This is a genomic window from Oerskovia sp. NPDC060338 (assembly GCF_042726295.1).
Classification (GTDB): domain Bacteria; phylum Actinomycetota; class Actinomycetes; order Actinomycetales; family Cellulomonadaceae; genus Oerskovia; species Oerskovia merdavium.
On record NZ_JBHXCQ010000008.1, the window covers coordinates 80831 to 98137 of the forward strand.

Consider the following 17307-nt stretch of genomic DNA (forward strand, 5'->3'; position numbering starts at 1 on the left):
GATGCGGGTCATGTCGCAGGTAGCGATGGTCATGAACCTCGACAAGTGCATCGGGTGCCACACGTGCTCGGTCACGTGCAAGCAGACGTGGACGAACCGCGACGGCGTCGAGTACGTGTGGTTCAACAACGTGGAGACCAAGCCCGGGACGGGGTACCCGCGCGGGTACGAGGACCAGGACCGGTGGCACGGCGGGTGGGAGCTCGACCGCAAGGGGCGGCTCCGGCTCCGCTCGGGAGGCCGGCTGCGCCGTCTCGCGTCGATCTTCGCGAACCCCGACCTCCCGGGGCTCGACGACTACTACGAACCCGCGACGTACGACTTCGACCAGCTGATCTCCGCGCCGGCGAACTCGCCGCAGATCCCGGTCGCACGCCCCAAGAGCGCGATCACGGGCAAGGACATGAAGATCACGTGGGGGCCCAACTGGGACGACGACCTGGGCGGCTCCCCGCAGATCGCCTCGAAGGACCCCAACCTCGCGTCGATGGTCGACAAGGTCAAGCTCTCGTTCGAGCAGACGTTCATGTTCCACCTGCCCCGGATCTGCGAGCACTGCCTCAACCCCGCGTGCGTTTCGGCCTGCCCGTCGTCGGCCATGTACAAGCGTGTCGAGGACGGGATCGTGCTGGTCGACCAGGACAAGTGCCGCGGGTGGCGCATGTGCGTCTCGGCGTGCCCTTACAAGAAGGTCTACGTCAACCACCAGACGGGCAAGGCCGAGAAGTGCACGTTCTGCTTCCCGCGCATCGAGGCGGGGCAGCCGACCGTGTGCGCCGAGACGTGCGTGGGCCGCCTGCGGTACATCGGCCTCGTGCTCTACGACGCCGACGCGGTCGAGGCCGCGGCGTCCGTCGAGGACCCGAAGGACCTGCTCGACGCCCAGCGCGACGTCTTCCTCGACCCCACGGACCCCGAGGTGATCGCTGCGGCACGGGCGGCCGGCATCGCCGAGGACTGGATCGGCGCGGCGCAGCGCTCGCCCATCTGGAAGCTCATCCAGAAGTTCAAGGTCGCGCTGCCGCTGCACCCCGAGTACCGCACCATGCCCATGGTCTGGTACGTGCCGCCGCTCTCGCCCGTCCTGGACGTCACGACCGAGCTCGGCAAGGACGACGCCGACGCCGACGACGTGTTCCACACCATCGCGTCGCTGCGCATCCCGCTCGAGTACCTCGCGAGCCTCTTCTCGGCCGGGGACGTCGACGTCGTCGCGGGGGTCCTCATGAAGCTCGCCGCGATGCGCAGCCACATGCGTCGGCGCACGCTCGACGGCGACGTCGACCAGGACCTGCTCGACCAGGTCGGGTACACGGCCGAGGACGTCGAGGAGCTGTACCGCCTCCTGGCGATCGCCAAGATGGAGGACCGCTACGTGATCCCCGCGGCGCACAAGGAGGACGCGGCCGAGATGGCCTCGTGGGCCTCGGGCTGCTCGCTCGACAACCCGGGCGGACCCGGCATGAGCGCGGCCGCGACACGCGGCGGCCCCGTGTCCGTACCCCTGCAGGTCCGGAGGCCGTCATGACGACCCAGGCTCCGCCGTCGGGCAGGCGCGCGTTCATCCCGCTCCTGCGGCGCTCGCGGCGCAAGGACCTCGTCGAGGTCCCCGCCCGGTCCGACGTCCTCGCGCTCGCCAGCATCCTGCTGGCCTACCCCGACGACGCCTGGTACGCCGACGCCGAGGAGATCGGCGCGGCCGTCGCGGCCCTGCCCGCCTCGGCCCCCGCGGCGCACCTGCAGACGTTCTGGGACCAGCACGCGCGGCTGGAGTCGCGCGCCGCGCGGGCTCACTACGTCGAGACGTTCGACCTGCGCCGCAAGTCGTCGCTGTTCCTCAGCTACTACCTGCACGGCGACACGCGCCAGCGCGGCATGGCGCTCCTCGCGCTCAAGCAGCGCTACCGCGCGTGCGGGTTCGCCCCCGACGACGGTGAGCTGCCCGACTACCTGCCCATGGTGCTCGAGTTCGCGTCGCGCGCCGGGACCGGGGCGGGCGAGGCGCCGCTGCGGACCCACCGCGGCGGGATCGAGCTCATCCGTCGCTCGCTCGCCGACCGCGGCTCGCACTACCGCGAGATCCTCGAGGCGGTGAGCGACCTCCTGGGCCCGGTCTCCGACCGTCAGCGCACCGAGGTCGACCAGCTCGCGCTCAGCGGACCGCCCACCGACGACGCGGGGCTCGAGATCGCCTCGATGCCCTACGGGGGTGCGAGCTGGACCGACACGCCCGGCGCGCCGTTCGGCCCCCCGGAATTCACCTGCGCCCCGGAAGGACGCTGACTCATGTGGGACACCCTCCTCTTCGTGGTGCTGCCGTACGTCTGCCTCGCGATCTTCGTCGTGGGGCACGTCTGGAGGTACCGCAACGACCAGTTCGGCTGGACGACCCGCACGAGCCAGGTGCTCGAGAAGCGCTGGCTCGCCTGGGGGTCGCCCCTGTTCCACTTCGGGGCCCTGTTCGCGATCCTCGGCCACGCCGCGGGGCTCCTGATCCCGACGTCGTGGACCCGGGCCCTCGGGATCTCCGACCACGTCTACCACGTCGTCGCGGTCGCGGCCGGGACGGTCGCGGGGGTCGTGCTGTGCGCGGGCCTCGTGATCCTGCTGCTGCGCCGGTTCTACGTCTCGGACCGCATCCGCGTGGTCACGACGCCCATGGACCGGGTCCTGTACGCCCTGCTCACGGTCGAGATCGGGGTCGGCATGTGGCAGACCGTCGCGATCAACGTGTTCGGCTCGGGCTACGAGTACCGCGGCACGGTCTCCGTCTGGTTCCGACAGCTCTTCGTCCTCCAGCCCGACCCGTCGCTCATCACCGCGGCGCCCGCGGTCTACGGCTGGCACGCGGTGCTCGCGTGCCTGCTCCTCGCGATCTGGCCCTTCACGCGGCTCGTGCACGTGTGGTCGGTGCCCGTGGCGTACCTCGCCCGGCCGTACGTGGTCTACCGCCAGCGCTCCGCGGCGCCGGGGCGCGGCAAGGTGCGGGCGTGAGCGCGGGCGGCGCCCCGGCGGACGCCGTGACAGAGGTGCTGGCCGACGCGCTCGTGGTGCTCGCGGGCGTGGGGGAGTCCGTGCTCGACGTGGCCGAGCACGAGCGCGCGGTGGCCTCGGACCGCGCCGGGGCGGTCGTGACGTTCGCGGGCGTGGTGCGCGACCACGACGACGGCCGCGCGGTTGCCGCGCTCACCTACGAGGCGCACCCCGACGCCGACCGGCTCGTCGGCGAGATCGCGGCGCGGGTCGCGACGCGTTCGGGTGCGGTCCGGGTCGCGGTGTCGCACCGCGTGGGCGACCTGGCGATCGGTGACGTCGCGCTCGTCGCGAGCGTGTCCGCCGCGCACCGTGCCCAGGCCTTCGCGGTGTGCGGCGAGCTGGTCGAGGAGGTCAAGGCCTCGCTGCCCGTGTGGAAGCGACAGGTCTTCGTCGACGGCACGCACGAGTGGGTCGGGGCGCTGTGAGCGCGGTCGTCACGGTCGAGCGTCCGGTCGGCAGCGAGGTGCCCGACGGCGCCGCGCCCGCCGGGTACGTCGCGTCCGGTCGTGCGGTGCCCGGGCGCGCGACGCCGTCGGGCACGGACCGACGGGACGCCCCCGGGCTCGTCGACGGGTTCGGGCGGCGTCATCGCGACCTGCGGATCTCGCTCACCGACCGCTGCTCGCTCCGGTGCACCTACTGCATGCCCGCCGAGGGCATGCCGTGGCTGCCCTCCGAGGAGCTCCTCACGGTCGCCGAGATGACGCGGGTCGCCGCCGTGGCGGTGCGCCACGGGATCGAGGAGATCCGCCTCACGGGTGGCGAACCGCTGCTGCGGCCCGACATCGTCGAGATCGTGGCCGGGCTGGCCGCGCTCCCCGGTGCCCCCGAGGTGTCGATGACCACCAACGGGCTGCGCCTCGCGGCGCTCGCGGACCCGCTCCGCGCCGCGGGGCTGGCCCGCCTCAACGTGTCCCTCGACACCCTGCGCCGCGACCGGTACGAGCGGCTGACCCGACGTGACCGGCTCGGCCAGGCCCTCGACGGGCTCGCGGCGGCCGACCGGGCGGGCTTCACGGGCACCAAGCTCAACGCCGTGCTCGTGCGCGGGGTCAACGACGACGAGACGGTCGACCTCCTGCGGTTCGCGGTCGACCGCGGCTACGAGCTGCGCTTCATCGAGCAGATGCCGCTCGACGCGGGCCGGACCTGGACCCGCGAGTGCATGGTCACGGCCGACGAGGTGCTCGCCTCGCTCACCGGGGAGTTCGACCTGGAACCCGTACCGACGCGCGGTGCCGCGCCCGCCGAGCGCTGGAGGGTCGACGGGACCGACGCCGTCGTCGGGATCGTGGCGTCAGTGACGCGGCCCTTCTGCGGGGCGTGCGACCGGATCCGGCTCACGGCCGACGGTCAGCTCCGCAGCTGCCTGTTCGCGCGCGAGGAGACCGACCTGCGGGCGCTCCTGCGCGCAGGAGCCGACGACGACCGGATCGCGGCGGCGCTCGGCCTCGCGGTCCGCACCAAGGCCGCCGGCCACACCATCGGCAGCGCCGGCTTCGAGCAGCCCGCCCGCGGCATGTCCGCGATCGGCGGTTGACCCACCCTTCCCCCGACCCGCCCCCGAGAAGGAGCACCGAGATGCCCGCCATCACCCTGCGCTACTACGCCGCGGCCCGCGCCGCGGCGAACGGACTGGACGAGGAGGTGATCGAGACCGAGAGCCCGGCCGCCGCCCTCCGCGTGAGCGCGCGACGCCACGGCGAGGCCATGCGCCGGGTGCAGGTCGTCTCGTCCTACCTCCAGGACGGACGCGCGCTGCGCCCCGAGGCCGCAGCCCTCCCCGTCGACGAGCCCGTGACGATCGACGTGCTCCCGCCGTTCGCGGGTGGGTGACCCGCCGTGCAGAACCCTCCGGCGACCGAGGGTTTCCCGCCGCTCGACGCGACGGCCGCGACGTTCGTGCCGTGCGGCCACCGGCGCGCGGGTCTGCACGGCCCGGTCACGAGCGGGTGGCTGCTCGCGGCGAGCGTGAGCCAGCTCACCGTGGCCGTCGCGATCGTGTGGTGCGGGCTCCGAGCCCACCCGGTCCTGACGGTCCCCGCCGCCCTGAGCATCGCCGGAGTCCTGGCCGTGGCGCTGTGGCTCGTGTCGGTCGTCGTCCTCGCGCTCGGGAGAGCGCGGTTCCGGCACCTCGAGCGGCGCTACGTCGCCTGGCTCGACGGGCTCACGGCCGAGCAGAGGGTGCTGCACGGCAGGCAGGTCCGGGCCCGGCTCCTCGAGCACGAGGCGGCGCCGCGGCACTGGGTCGTGCCCGCCGACTGGTAGTCGTCCGGTACCCGACTGGTGCTCGGCGGTCAGTCGCCGGGCGGTCGACGGGCACCGCTCGGCGGTCAGCCGACCTCGGCGACGAGCCGCGAGGTGAGCGGGACCGCGACCCCGAGGCGCTCGGCCGCGCGCACGACCGCGCCGCCGATCGCGTCGACCTCGAGGGGGCGCCCCGCCTGGGCGTCGCGCTCCATCGAGGACCGGGCGCCCGGAGAGAACCTGTCGTAGAGCGCCAGCGAGGCGGCGGGGTCCGCGGGAGCACCCGAGGCCGCCGCCACCGCGGCGACCTCGGCGACGAGCGTCTCGAGCTCGGACCGGTGGGTCGTGCGCACCTCGCCGATGGTCGCGCCGTGCCGCGTGGTGAGCAGGGCGAGCGGGGCCAGGAACGAGAGCTTGGCCCACACGAGCGCCGCCTCGTCGGCGCGCACGGTCGTCGTGATGCCCGCGTCCGTGAGCAGGGCGCGCACCGCCTCGACCGTCTCGAGGGGCGCGTCTCCCGCCGCGAGGTCGACCTCGACGAACGGGCTGCCGTGCACGATCTCTCCCGGCGCGACGCGGGTCGACTCGACCCGGATCGTCGCGGGCACGACGCGTTCTGAGCCATACCGGGCTCGCAGCACGTCCAGGTGCTCGAGGCCGTTGAGGAGCGGCACGACGACCCCGTCGCCGAGGGTCTCCCGAGGGACGAGGTCGAGAGCAGCCGCCAGGCCGGTCTGCTTGACCGCGACGAGCAGCACGTCGACGGGGGAGTCGAGGTGCGTCGTCGCCCGGGCGGGGACGTCGAAGTCCCCGAGCAGACCGCTCCGGACCCGCAGGCCGTGCGCGCGCAGCGACTCGACCGTGGCGTCGCGAGCCACGAACCGCACGTCCGAGCCCGCCCGGCTCAGGAGAGCACCGACGAGCCCCCCGACACCGCCGGCACCCAGGACCGCGACGCTCGTCCGGTCCACGTTCTCCGCCTCGTCCACGATCCCTGCCACGTCCTGTCCCACCACGGTCTCCCTCGTCCCGACGATCGAGGTCCCAGGAGACCACGCCGGGGCGTCGACCCGGCCCGAGGCGCGGCCCCGGTGGGGGTGAGGGTCGTCACGGCCCGGCGCTGGCGTGGGCGTGCGCGCCCGGGCTGCGCGGGCGGGCAGACCCCGGGCGTGCGCGTCGGCGTGTCGGTGGAACGATCCGTGGGGGTGCCTCGTTGGTGTCTGCACGACAGCCCGTGGGCGAGTTCCGGTACGCAGGTGCCGGCGCGCGTCCGGGACGGACGACGTGCGGACGACGCACAGCAGGGACGCAGCGATGCCGGTGAACCAGACCGAGACCACCCACCCATGGACCTTCGACGCGCGCTCGGCCGCGGTCTACGGGCTCGTGACGGCCGCGTGGTACACCGTGCCCGATCTCGTCGAGCGGCGCAGCACCAGAGCCCTGCTCAAGACCGTGTGCGGGGTGTCCGGGATCGCCCTGCTCCTGCGGACCGAGGACGGTCGGGACGCGCTCGAGGGCGTCCGGCGGCTGCGTGACGCCATGCGCGAGCCCGGGCACGACGGCGCGCTCGCCGGCACCTCCGCGTCCGCGGCCGGCGCGACCGCCCCGGGCGAGGCCGACTCGGGTGACGTCCCGGACAACACGCTGCACGGGCTGACGCCCGTCGAGATCACGCCCGCCGGCAAGGCCGCGGTCGCCACCGGAGCGGTCGTGGTCCTCGGGGTCACGACGGCGCTCGCCGTGGTGGGGGAGAAGGTGGCCTACCGGTGGGGTGAGCGCCTGCGCGCTCGCGGGGTGCGGGCGCCGCACGCGCGCGTGGGGCTGGTCCTCGGCGCGGCAGCAGCGGTCCTGGGCGGGCTGGCGCCGGCGTCCGAGGCGGAAGAGGACCTCTCGGTCGCCTAGGCCGGGCCGGGTCCCGGTCGGTCCGACCTGTGCTGCTCCGGACCGACCACCGACCCGCCCCCTGCCGGGCCGCCTGACGTGACCGGCCCGGTGGCGGGCCGACGCCTTGAGCGCTGGTCAGTCGAAGAGCGCCGCGAGGCGCGGGAGCCGACGGCGGTTCTCGTCCTCGTCGTCGAAGTCCCAGACCTCGCCGCGCGGGTCGGCCGAGGAGACCTCCTCGTTGCTGTGCCCGGAGGACGACGCCCCCGCCGCCCGCGCCGCGTAGTACTCCTCGTCGTCGCGGCCGGTCGCCTGCGTCCAGGCTTCGCCCACGAGCGAGTCGAGCGACTCGTACCCGAACCAGCCGGAGCCCTCTCCGCCCATGCCGAGGACGACCGGGTGCCCCGCGAGCGAGTCCGGGTCCGCGACGGTCCGGGTGAACACCTCGCGCCCCGCGAGGACGAGCCCGTCGCGGAAGTCCATGAAGCCGTCGTCGCTGCACCCGCCCTCGATCAGGTAGGCCGCTCCCCACACGGGCCAGGCGTAGGCGGCAGCGCTCACCGCGTCGGCCACGGCCGCGAACGCGAGGATCTCGTCGGGCGTCAGCCGTTCGACGAGCAGGCCGGTCAGCGCCCCGGGAAGGGGGTCGTCCTGCGCGTCGCGGTCGTCGGCCCCCTGCCCCGCACGGGTCCGGGCGTCGTCGACGAGCTGCCAGAAGGTGTCGTGGTCCATGGCGGGAAATGTAGGGACCGCCACTGACAAGCACGATCATGGCTGTGCAGGGGCACGGTGATCGGCACGCCGGGAGGTCGCTAGCATCGTGGCGTGCGAGCTTCCGTGGGCGTGGTCGTGACCGGGTTCGACCAGGGAGACCTGGTGCGAGAGGCCGTCGAGTCGGTGCTGCGGCAGTCGCGAGCACCCGACCAGGTCGTCGTGGTCGACGACGGCTCGACGGACGCACGGTCGCTCGCGGTCCTCGACGCGCTCCGCGCCGACGGCCTGGTGCAGGTCCTGCGCCAGGAGAACCTGGGTGTGAGCGCGGCCCGCAACGCCGGGCTGTCCCTGCTGACCACCGAGCTCGCGGTCGTGCTGGACGGCGACGACCGCCTCGCCGAGACCTTCGTCGAGCGGACCGCGGCCCTCCTCGAGGAGGACGCCGACGTCGTCGGCGCCTCGTCCTGGCTGCGCATGCACGGCGTCGCCCACGCGATCGCCCGCCCCGCCGGGGGAGCGGCGGTCGACTTCCTCCACCGCAACGCCTCGCCGGCCACCGTGATGCTGCGCCGTGACCGCTGGCGCGCGGCCGGAGGCTACGACGAGCGCATGCGGGACGGCTTCGAGGACTGGGACTTCTTCCTCGCGCTGCTCGCGGCGGGCGGCCGGATCGAGATCGTGCCCGAGCCGCTCGTCGAGTACCGCACGTCCCCGACCTCGGCCAACGTGCGCAGCATGGACAAGCGGGTCGCGCTCTACGGTCACCTGGTCGACCGGCACCGCCCCCTGTTCGAGCAGCACCTGCGTGCGGTGCTCCTGGCCCAGGAAGCGGCGTCGATCGCGCGGCTCGACGCCTGGGAGCGTCTGGTCCTCGACCACCCTGAGGTCCCGGTCGACGACGCCACGTACGGCGACGGCGGCATGGCTGCGGTCGTGCGGATCGCGACGGCCCGGGCCGGGAACGCCGGTGCGCAGACGGCCCGCACCGCCGTCCTCCCGGAGCCTTGAGTCAGAGCGCGCCGCTCGCGGCCGTCTCGACGACGCTGCCCGCACCGTCGAACGTCAGGAGGCGGTCGGCGACCTTGTCGATGAAGTAGCGGTCGTGGCTCACGACGACCACGGCGCCGGGGAAGTGCGCGAGCGCCCGCTCCATGACCTGGGCGCTCGTGAGGTCGAGGTGGTTGGTCGGCTCGTCGAGCACGATCACCGAGGCGCCCGACAGCAGACACTGCGCGATCGCGACGCGGGCGCGCTGGCCGCCCGAGAGCGTGCCGATCTTCTGCTTGAGCTCCATCTCGGAGAACTGCAGCATGGTCAGGAAACGGTTGACGTTCTTCTTGGTCGCCGAGTAGGCGAGCGTGCCGGGCGCCGCGCTGACGGCGTGGGCGACCGTGTCGTCCAGGTCGAGGTCCGCCACGACCTGGTTGTAGGAGACGAATGTCGAGTTCTTCTTCCAGGTGATCTGCCCGGCGTCGGGCGGGGTGACCTCGGTGAGCACGTCGAGGAGCGTCGACTTGCCGGACCCGTTCGCGCCGACGACGGCCACGCGGTCCCCGCGGTGCAGCGAGAAGGTCAGGTCGCTGAACAGCGGAGCGCCCCCGAACCCCTTGGTCAGTCCTTCGACCTCGACCAGGCGGTCGCTCACGTGGAGGTCCGCGTAGATCGTGGTGATGATCTGGTCGACCGGGCGCGGGGCCTGGCGCTTCTTGATGTCGGCGAGCTTGCGCTTGAGACCGCGGCTCTTGTCCTTCGCGGCCTGCTTGCGGGCGTCGCTGGCCTCGACCTCGTACGCGAGCAGCTCCTCCTCGTGCGCGAACTGCCGCTCGATGGTCTTGAGGCGCGACTGCTTGGCGTGCACGTAGTCGGAGTACCCGCCCTCGTACTCGTGCAGGCGGCGGTTCTCGATCTCGACGATCCGGTTGACGGCCCCGTCGAGGAACTGACGGTCGTGAGAGACCACGAGCACCGCGCCCGGGTAGGTCTGGAGCCAGTTCTCGATCCAGCGCACGCCGTCGAGGTCGAGGAAGTTGGTGGGCTCGTCGAGCAGCAGCACGTCGGGGCGCTGCACGAGGATCCGTGCGAGCGCCGCGCGGTTGCGCCAGCCGCCCGAGAGCTGGTCGACGGGCAGCACGCGCCGCTCGGCGTCGAACCCGAGGCGCGTGAGGACCGTGTCGATCGTGTTCTCGTACGACCACCCGTCGATCGCGTCCATGCGCTCGAACAGGTCGGCCTGCTCGGTCAGGAGGCGGGTCATCTCGTCGCCGCCGTCGTCCATCAGGTCGGGCTCGGCGAGACGCTCGCCGATCGCGTCCAGGCGTTCCTGCGTCGCGTGGACGTCGGCGAACAGCGCGCTGAGCTCCTCGGCCGCGCTGCGGTGGCCCGCGAGCTCCGAGAACTGCGAGAAGTACCCGATCGTGACCCCGAGGTTGACGTCGACCGTCCCGGACGTGGGTTCCTTGCGCCCCAGGATCAGCTCGAGGAACGTCGTCTTGCCCGTGCCGTTGCGACCCACGAGCCCGACGCGCTCGCCCTCGCGGAGCTTGAGGTAGGCGTCGCGCAGCACGACCTTGTCGTCGAACTGCATGCTCACGGCGTTCAGGCGGATCAGGCTCACAGGGGTCCTCTCGGGTACCGGGCCGGACGTCGGCACGACGGGAGAACACTACGCGGGCGGGCTGTCCGCACCCTTGCGGGCTGCCGGACGGCGACCGTTCGTCGCAGGCCGACTACCGCTCGTCGCACACCTCGACCGCCCGTCGACGTGACGTGGATCACGGACCTCCGCTGTCCCTAGCCTTTCCCGGTCGGACGCAACGACGCGACCTGAGGGAGAGAGAACCGATGACCACAGACATCCGATCGACCGCGGAGGCCGTCCCGGACGACGGGCTCTCGCCCGACCCGACGCTCCCGCCGACCGCGGTTCCGGAGTCCGCGCTCAAGCCCCGCTGGACCTGGCAGAAGATCGCGCTGTGGACGGGGATCGCGCTGCTCGGCGGCGTGGCCTGGGTCATGCTCGCGCTCGTGCGCGGCGAGACCGTCAACGCGATCTGGTTCGTGTTCGCCGCGGTGTGCAGCTACCTCATCGGCTACCGCTTCTACTCGAAGGTCATCGAGCGGTACATCACGCGCCCCGACGACCGGCGTGCGACGCCGGCCGAGGTGCGCTCGGACGGCAAGGACTACGTCCCGACCGACCGCCGCGTGCTGTTCGGGCACCACTTCGCCGCGATCGCGGGCGCCGGCCCGCTCGTCGGCCCGGTCCTGGCCGCGCAGATGGGCTACCTGCCCGGCACTGTCTGGATCATCGTCGGCGTCATCTTCGCCGGAGCCGTGCAGGACTACGTCGTCCTGTTCTTCTCGATGCGCCGCGGCGGCCGCACGATCGGTCAGATGGCACGCCAGGAGCTCGGTCGCATCGGGGGCACGGCCGCGATCGTCGCGTCGCTGCTCATCATGCTGATCATCGTCGCGATCCTCGCGCTCGTCGTCGTGAACTCCCTGGGCGAGAGCCCCTGGGGCGTCTTCAGCGTCGCGATGACCATCCCGATCGCCCTGTTCATGGGCGTCTACCTGCGCTACCTGCGCCCCGGGCGCATCACCGAGGTCTCGATCATCGGCTTCGTGCTCCTCATGGCCGCGATCGTGGGCGGCGGCTGGGTCGCGAACACCCCGTGGGGCGCTGACCTGTTCCACCTCGACCGCACGACCATCGCGATCGGCATCATCGTCTACGGCTTCATCGCCGCGGTCCTGCCCGTGTGGCTGCTCCTGGCGCCGCGCGACTACCTGTCGACCTTCATGAAGGTCGGCGTGATCGTGATGCTCGCGGGTGCGATCGTGATCGTGCGCCCCGAGATCTCGGTCCCCGCGGTCAGCGAGTTCGCGAGCGGCGAGACCGGTCCGGTGTTCTCCGGGTCGCTCTTCCCGTTCCTGTTCGTGACGATCGCGTGCGGCGCGCTCTCGGGCTTCCACGCGCTCATCGCCTCGGGTACGACGCCCAAGCTGCTCGAGAAGGAGCGGCAGACGCGCTTCATCGGGTACGGCGGCATGCTCATGGAGTCGTTCGTCGCGATCATGGCTCTCGTCGCGGCGATCTCGCTCGACCGCGGCATCTACTTCGCCATGAACGCCTCGGCCGCCGCGACCGGCGGGACCATCGAGGGGGCGGTCGCGTTCGTCAACTCGCTCGGCCTGGCAGGGGTGAACCTCACGCCCGACATGCTGTCCTCGACCGCCGCGGCCGTCGGGGAGGAGTCCATCGTGTCCCGCACGGGTGGCGCCCCGACCCTGGCCCTGGGCCTCGCGCACATCATGCAGCAGCTGTTCGGCGGCGCCTCGATGATGGGCTTCTGGTACCACTTCGCGATCATGTTCGAGGCGCTGTTCATCCTCACGGCGGTCGACGCGGGCACGCGCGTCGCGCGCTTCATGCTCCAGGACTCGCTCGGCAACGTCGTCCCGAGGTTCCGGGACGTCACGTGGCGCCCCGGCGTGTGGTTCTGCACCCTGGTCATGGTCGCGGGGTGGGGGAGCATCCTCTACCTCGGCGTGACCGACCCCCTCGGCGGGATCAACACGTTCTTCCCGCTGTTCGGCATCGCCAACCAGCTCCTCGCGGCTATCGCGCTCGCGGTCGTCCTGGCGATCGTGGCCAAGCGTGGCCGGTCGTACTTCCGCTGGCTCTGGATCGTCGCGGTGCCGCTCGCGTTCACCGCGGTCGTGACCATCACCGCGTCGTTCGAGAAGATCTTCTCGCCCGTCCCGGCGGTCGGGTACTGGGCCAACCACAACGCGTTCAAGGAGGCGCTCGCCGCGGGCGAGACGTCGTTCGGCACCGCGAAGTCGGTCGAGGCCATGGAGGCCGTCGTGCGCAACACGTTCGTCCAGGGCACGCTGTCGATCATCTTCGTGGTCCTCGCGATCGTCGTGATGATCGCGGCCCTCGTGACGACCGTCAAGGCGCTGCGTGCGGGCGGCGGGGAGAACCACGAGGACGAGCCCGTGGCCTCACGCCGCTTCGCCCCCGCGGGGCTCCTGACCACGGCGACCGAGAAGGAGATCGAGGCCGAGTGGGCCCAGCTCCCGCCCGAGAAGCAGCCCGTGTCCTCGGGCGCGGGGCACTGACGTGGGGCCCGTGCGCGACGCGCTCGCCCGCGCGGCGAGGGGCACGGCCTGGTACGTCCGCCAGCTCATGGGCGACGACGCCTACCGGGTCTACGTGGAGCACCACCGTGCCGCGCACGGGCCCGACGTCGCCGTCGTGACCGAGCGCCAGTTCTGGCGCCAGCGCATGGACGACCAGGACCGCAACCCCGGCGCGCGCTGCTGCTGAACCGGAGCGGGCGGCAACGGCCACCGTCCCGCCCCGACGAGAGGCGCGACGGCGATATCGTCGGGAGGACCCGCCACCGAAGGTGGCGGGTCCTCCCGAGCCCGGCGTCGTCGCCGAGCCCGCTCGCCCTGCGACCTCCCGGAAGAGGATCTCGACATGTCCGGACCCGCGTTCACCGGTGCCGTGGTCGGCCTGGTCGTCGGCGTCCTCCTCACGGGTGCGCTGGTCCTCGCCTGGCGGCTGGCCCGCGGCACCCGCGAGCTCGGCAGCGACTCGGAGCGGGCGACGTTCCGCACCCTGCACCTCGCGTCGCGCGCGGCCACGCACCTGCGGGACGGCCTCGAGGGCGACGACGTCGGCCGAGCGGCGCGCCACCTGCGCGCGCTGCTCGGCTGCGACGCGCTCGCGGTCGTGACGGCCGACGGCGTCGTGGCGCTCGACGGCCCGGCCACCCTCCGGGCCGAGGCCGAGCGGGTGGGGGCGCGGACCGTCGAGACGGGCAGGCGACAGGTCTACGGGAGCCGCGAGCCGTCGTCGGGCACGTCCGTGCAGGACGCACCGCTCGAGGCCGTCGGGGCCCCCGTGCTCGCCGGGGGAGCCGTGGCCGGCGCCGTGGTCGCGTTCGCGACACGCGTGCGCCCGCCGCTCGTGCGCGCCACGGGCGAGGTCGCGCAGTGGTGCGCGGCCCAGCTCGAGCTCGGCGAGCTCGAGGCCTCGCGCACCGCGCTGGCCCAGGCCGAGCTGCGCGCCCTGCGCGCCCAGATCAGCCCGCACTTCATCTACAACTCGCTCGGCGCGATCGCCTCGTTCATCAGCACCGACCCCGAGCGGGCGCGGGACCTGGTGCTCGACTTCGCGGACTTCACGAGGTACTCGTTCCGGGGTCGCGGCGACTTCACGACGCTCGCCGACGAGCTGCACAGCATCCACTCCTACGTCGAGCTCGAGCGAGCCCGGTTCGGCGACCGGCTCACCGTGACGCTCCAGATCGCGCCCGAGTCGCTCTCGACCGTCATCCCGTTCCTCAGCGTGCAGCCGCTCGTCGAGAACGCCGTCCGGCACGGCCTCGAGCCCCGCGAGGCCGGGGGCACGATCGTCATCAGCGCGCGTGACGAGGGCACCCAGACGGAGATCACGGTCGAGGACGACGGCGTCGGGATGTCGCCCGAGAGGCTGCGGGCCCTGCTCGCCTCGGGCTCGCGCGCGACCAACGTCGGGCTGCGCAACGTCGACACACGCGTGCGCCAGCTCTACGGCGACCAGCACGCGCTCGAGATCGAGACGAACGAGGGCGCGGGTACCCTCGTGCGGATGCGCGTCCCCAAGTCCCAGCCCCAGCACGAGACCGAGGTGAGCAGGCCGTGAACGACGACGGTCCCCGGGCCACCGGGTCCGGTGCGCCGGGCGAGAGCCCGGGCGAGGTCCGGCCCGACGGCGTCGACGTCCTCGTGGCCGACGACGAACGGCCGGTGCTCGACGAGCTGGTCCAGCTCCTGCGCCGCGACCCGCACGTGCGCTCGGTGCACGCCGTCGCGTCGGGGTCCGAGGCCCTGCGCTGGCTGTCCGAGCACCCCGTGCACGTCGCGTTCCTCGACATCCACATGCCCGGCCTCACGGGGCTCGACCTCGCCCGCGCGCTGTCACGGTTCTCGGTCCGGCCCGCCGTGGTGTTCGTGACGGCCGACGAGGCCAGGGCCATCGAGGCCTTCGAGGTCGAGGCCGTCGACTACGTGCTCAAGCCCGTGCGGCGCGAGCGCCTGGCACGGGCGGTCGAGCGTGCGGTCGCGGGGCACGCCGCAGCGGGCACCTCCTCGCGGGGCGACGTGGGCCGCGCGGCGCCCGACGACCGCGCCCCGGCCGACGAGACCATCGCCGTGACGGTCGGCAGCACGACCCGCGTCGTGCTGCGCTCGGCCGTGCGGTGGGTCCAGGCGCAGGGGGACTACTCGCGCCTCGTGACCGGCACGGACAGCTATCTCGTGCGCGAGCCCCTCTCCGACCTCGAGGAACGCTGGGCGCCCGCGGGGTTCCTGCGCGTGCACCGCTCGTACCTCGTCGACCGCTCGGCCGTGACCGCGGTCCGCCTGGGCGGCGCGCACCCCGTCGTGGTCGTCGCGGGGCACGAGGTCCCCGTGAGCCGGCGCATGGCACCGGCCGTGCGCGACGCGTTCCTGGGCCGCCCCGGGGGACGTCCGTGAGCAGCGACGAGGCGCCGCCGCGGGTCGTCGTCCGCTCGACGGACGACCCGGACGGCGACCCGGCCGCCGCGACGGGACCGGGGGAGGGGGCGCCGTCGGGCAGCGGGATTCCCCGGGGCGCGCAGGCCTCCGGGCCCGACGACGCGAGCGAACCCGCGGCCGTGTACGCCCGCAGCCTCGCGCGGGCGCAGCTGCGGCTCGCGCTCGCGTGCGTCGTGTCGTTCCTGGCGGTGGTCACGCTGCTCACGGTCACCATGAGCGCCGTGCCCACGCTGGGCGACGTGCACGTGCTGGGCGTGCCGCTCCCGTGGCTCCTGCACGCCTACGGGTTCTACCCCGTCATCGCGGCGTTCGCGCTCGTGTTCGCGCTCGCCGCGGCGCGCAACGAACGACGCTTCCGCGCCCTCGTGGAGGACGAGTGACCTCGGCGCTGCCGCTCGTCGCCGTCGGGATGCTCCTGCTCGCGACCGGGCTCATCGGGTTCTACGGGTTGCGGATCTCGCGGACCACGAGCGACTTCTTCGTCGCCTCGCGCACCGTGCAACCCGTGTGGAACGCCTCGGCCATCAGCGGTGAGTACCTGTCGGCCGGGACGTTCCTGGGCCTGTCCGGGCTCGTGCTGCTCTCGGGGGCCGAGGCCTTCTGGTTCCCCGTCGGGTACGCCGCGGGCTACCTGCTCGTGCTGCTGTTCGTCGCCGGGCCGTTGCGTCGCAGCGGGGCCTACACGATCCCCGACTTCGTCCAGGCGCGGCTCGACTCGCTCGCTGCCCGGCGCGTCACGAGCGTCCTGGTGCTCGTCATCGGGTGGCTGTACGTCGTCCCGCAGCTCCACGGGGCCGCGCTCGTCATCACGACCGTGGCCCCCGTGCCGCCGTGGGTCGGGTCGGTCGGGGTCGCCGCGGTCGTGAGCGCCGTGGTCGCCGCGGGCGGCATGCGCTCGGTCACGTTCGTCCAGGCCTTCCAGTTCTGGGTCAAGCTCACGGCCCTCGCGATCCCCGTGGTCTTCCTGCTGGTCGTCCTCGGCGGGCAGGACCTGGCGCTCGACCCGGCCCAGGTCTTCCCGCCCGAGGCCGGGCCGCGCTCCTACGACACCTACACGACGGCCTCGCTGCTGCTCGCTCTCCTGCTCGGCACGATCGGCCTGCCGCACGTCCTCGTGCGCTTCTACACGAGCCCCGACGGGGTCTCGGCGCGGTGGACCACGGTCGTGGTGATCGGCATGATCAGCGTCTTCTACATGGTCTCGAGCACCATGGGGCTCGTCGCCCGCGTCGTCGCGCCCGACCTCGCCGCGCCCGGTGTCGCCGACACGGTGGCGCTCGTGCTGCCCGCGCGCCTGGTGCCCGGCCTGGGCGGTGAGCTGCTCTCCGCTCTCGTGATCGCGGGGGCGTTCGCCGCGTTCCTCGGGACCTCGTCCGGGCTCGTGGTCTCGCTCGCGGGCGTCGTGAGCCAAGACCTGTTCGGCGGCACGGTCCGCTCGTTCCGGTGGTCCGCGGTCGCGTGCACGCTCGTGCCGCTCGCGTTCGCGCTCGTGACGATCCCGCAGGGGCTCGTGACGAGCGTCGGGACGGTGTTCGTGTTCGCGGCCTCGGCGCTGTCCCCGACCATCCTGCTGGGCGTGTGGTGGCGTCGGCTCACCGCGCGCGGCGCGATCGCGGGCATGGTCGTCGGGAGCGCGCTGTGCGCCGGTGCGCTGCTCGTGACCTCGGCGCTCGGTCCGGGTGACGGCCTCGCGCGCAGCCTCCTGGCCCAGCCCGCGGCCTGGACGATCCCGCTCGCGACCGCCACGACCGTCGTCGTGTCCGTGCGGGACCGGCGCGGGCCGCAGCCCCGCACCGACCGGTTCCTGCGACGGTTGCACGTGCCGGAGCGGGCGCCCGAGCGTTGAGTGCG

The 17307-nt window shown here is 73.0% G+C and carries 18 protein-coding genes; 15 read left to right on the forward strand and 3 right to left on the reverse strand.

The window, feature by feature from the left end; translation table 11 throughout:
• The first annotated feature begins 1 nt into the window (after position 1).
• The 7 genes from narH (at position 2) to ACFWGN_RS11295 (ending at position 5304) form a co-directional block, all read left to right on the forward strand.
• Positions 2-1528, forward strand: a complete 1527-nt coding sequence (gene narH, locus ACFWGN_RS11265; protein WP_377616915.1) for a nitrate reductase subunit beta — start codon at positions 2-4, stop codon at positions 1526-1528.
• Positions 1525-2283 (forward strand): nitrate reductase molybdenum cofactor assembly chaperone, encoded by a 759-nt coding sequence (gene narJ, locus ACFWGN_RS11270; protein ID WP_377616916.1) that lies wholly within the window; start codon positions 1525-1527, stop codon positions 2281-2283. The genes narH and narJ overlap by 4 nt, the downstream gene beginning before the upstream one ends.
• Before the next feature lie 3 nt (positions 2284-2286).
• On the forward strand, positions 2287-2994 hold the full coding sequence (narI, locus tag ACFWGN_RS11275) for a respiratory nitrate reductase subunit gamma (RefSeq protein ID WP_377616917.1): 708 nt from the start codon (positions 2287-2289) through the stop codon (positions 2992-2994).
• Positions 2991-3461, forward strand: coding sequence for a molybdenum cofactor biosynthesis protein MoaE (locus tag ACFWGN_RS11280; protein WP_377616918.1), 471 nt, complete (start codon positions 2991-2993; stop codon positions 3459-3461). The genes narI and ACFWGN_RS11280 overlap by 4 nt, the downstream gene beginning before the upstream one ends.
• A gap of 86 nt (positions 3462-3547) precedes the next feature.
• On the forward strand, positions 3548-4576 hold the full coding sequence (gene moaA / locus ACFWGN_RS11285; RefSeq protein ID WP_377617041.1) for a GTP 3',8-cyclase MoaA: 1029 nt from the start codon (positions 3548-3550) through the stop codon (positions 4574-4576).
• Positions 4577-4617: 41 nt separating this feature from the next.
• Positions 4618-4872: a MoaD/ThiS family protein gene (locus tag ACFWGN_RS11290; protein WP_377616919.1), complete on the forward strand. Its 255-nt coding sequence runs from the start codon at positions 4618-4620 to the stop codon at positions 4870-4872.
• Positions 4873-4878: 6 nt separating this feature from the next.
• Positions 4879-5304 carry a hypothetical protein gene (locus tag ACFWGN_RS11295; protein WP_377616920.1) on the forward strand — a complete coding sequence of 142 codons (426 nt, stop codon included), beginning with the start codon at positions 4879-4881 and terminating at the stop codon, positions 5302-5304.
• Between the two features lie 65 nt (positions 5305-5369).
• Here the strand turns inward: ACFWGN_RS11295 and ACFWGN_RS11300 are convergent, their stop codons facing one another.
• On the reverse strand, positions 5370-6296 hold the full coding sequence (locus tag ACFWGN_RS11300) for a ketopantoate reductase family protein (protein WP_377616921.1): 927 nt from the start codon (positions 6294-6296) through the stop codon (positions 5370-5372).
• A 301-nt stretch (positions 6297-6597) separates the two neighbouring features.
• Here ACFWGN_RS11300 and ACFWGN_RS11305 point away from each other — a divergent pair, with 301 nt between their 5' ends.
• Positions 6598-7188 (forward strand): hypothetical protein, encoded by a 591-nt coding sequence (locus tag ACFWGN_RS11305; protein WP_377616922.1) that lies wholly within the window; start codon positions 6598-6600, stop codon positions 7186-7188.
• Between the two features lie 117 nt (positions 7189-7305).
• On the opposite strand, the gene ACFWGN_RS11310 is transcribed toward ACFWGN_RS11305, so the two are convergent.
• Positions 7306-7899 (reverse strand): DUF4240 domain-containing protein, encoded by a 594-nt coding sequence (locus tag ACFWGN_RS11310; RefSeq protein ID WP_377616923.1) that lies wholly within the window; start codon positions 7897-7899, stop codon positions 7306-7308.
• A gap of 93 nt (positions 7900-7992) precedes the next feature.
• On the opposite strand from ACFWGN_RS11310, the gene ACFWGN_RS11315 reads away from it, so the two are divergent.
• Positions 7993-8889, forward strand: coding sequence for a glycosyltransferase family 2 protein (locus ACFWGN_RS11315; protein WP_377616924.1), 897 nt, complete (start codon positions 7993-7995; stop codon positions 8887-8889).
• Position 8890: 1 nt separating this feature from the next.
• Here ACFWGN_RS11315 and ACFWGN_RS11320 read toward each other — a convergent pair whose 3' ends face one another.
• Complete coding sequence (locus ACFWGN_RS11320) at positions 8891-10495, reverse strand: ABC-F family ATP-binding cassette domain-containing protein (RefSeq protein WP_377616925.1); 1605 nt, start codon at positions 10493-10495, stop codon at positions 8891-8893.
• A 227-nt stretch (positions 10496-10722) separates the two neighbouring features.
• On the opposite strand from ACFWGN_RS11320, the gene ACFWGN_RS11325 reads away from it, so the two are divergent.
• The 6 genes from ACFWGN_RS11325 (at position 10723) to ACFWGN_RS11350 (ending at position 17302) form a co-directional block, all read left to right on the forward strand.
• Entirely contained in the window at positions 10723-13008 is a 2286-nt protein-coding gene (locus tag ACFWGN_RS11325) for a carbon starvation CstA family protein (protein ID WP_377616926.1), read from the forward strand.
• 10 nt (positions 13009-13018) lie between these two features.
• Complete coding sequence (locus tag ACFWGN_RS11330; protein WP_377616927.1) at positions 13019-13216, forward strand: YbdD/YjiX family protein; 198 nt, start codon at positions 13019-13021, stop codon at positions 13214-13216.
• A 156-nt stretch (positions 13217-13372) separates the two neighbouring features.
• The gene (locus tag ACFWGN_RS11335; protein ID WP_377616928.1) at positions 13373-14581 is read left to right on the forward strand and encodes a sensor histidine kinase; all 1209 of its coding nucleotides are present in this window, start codon (positions 13373-13375) and stop codon (positions 14579-14581) included.
• A gap of 83 nt (positions 14582-14664) precedes the next feature.
• Positions 14665-15414 (forward strand): LytR/AlgR family response regulator transcription factor, encoded by a 750-nt coding sequence (locus ACFWGN_RS11340; RefSeq protein WP_377617043.1) that lies wholly within the window; start codon positions 14665-14667, stop codon positions 15412-15414.
• The gene (locus ACFWGN_RS11345; protein ID WP_377616929.1) at positions 15411-15836 is read left to right on the forward strand and encodes a heavy metal transporter; all 426 of its coding nucleotides are present in this window, start codon (positions 15411-15413) and stop codon (positions 15834-15836) included. Before ACFWGN_RS11340 ends, ACFWGN_RS11345 begins: the two co-directional genes overlap by 4 nt.
• Positions 15837-15865: 29 nt before the next feature.
• Entirely contained in the window at positions 15866-17302 is a 1437-nt protein-coding gene (locus tag ACFWGN_RS11350) for a cation acetate symporter (protein ID WP_377617045.1), read from the forward strand.
• Positions 17303-17307 lie beyond the last annotated feature (5 nt).

Excerpts from the sequence above, each read along its gene's own strand:
- narH (WP_377616915.1), top strand. The coding sequence starts at position 2 with ATGCGGGTCATGTCGCAGGTAGCGATGGTCATGAACCTCGACAAGTGC.
- narJ (WP_377616916.1), top strand. The coding sequence starts at position 1,525 with ATGACGACCCAGGCTCCGCCGTCGGGCAGGCGCGCGTTCATCCCGCTC.
- narI (WP_377616917.1), top strand. The coding sequence starts at position 2,287 with ATGTGGGACACCCTCCTCTTCGTGGTGCTGCCGTACGTCTGCCTCGCG.
- ACFWGN_RS11290 (WP_377616919.1), top strand. The coding sequence starts at position 4,618 with ATGCCCGCCATCACCCTGCGCTACTACGCCGCGGCCCGCGCCGCGGCG.
- ACFWGN_RS11305 (WP_377616922.1), top strand. The coding sequence starts at position 6,598 with ATGCCGGTGAACCAGACCGAGACCACCCACCCATGGACCTTCGACGCG.
- ACFWGN_RS11310 (WP_377616923.1), bottom strand. The coding sequence starts at position 7,899 with ATGGACCACGACACCTTCTGGCAGCTCGTCGACGACGCCCGGACCCGT.
- ACFWGN_RS11325 (WP_377616926.1), top strand. The coding sequence starts at position 10,723 with ATGACCACAGACATCCGATCGACCGCGGAGGCCGTCCCGGACGACGGG.
- ACFWGN_RS11335 (WP_377616928.1), top strand. The coding sequence starts at position 13,373 with ATGTCCGGACCCGCGTTCACCGGTGCCGTGGTCGGCCTGGTCGTCGGC.
- ACFWGN_RS11350 (WP_377617045.1), top strand. The coding sequence starts at position 15,866 with ATGCTCCTGCTCGCGACCGGGCTCATCGGGTTCTACGGGTTGCGGATC.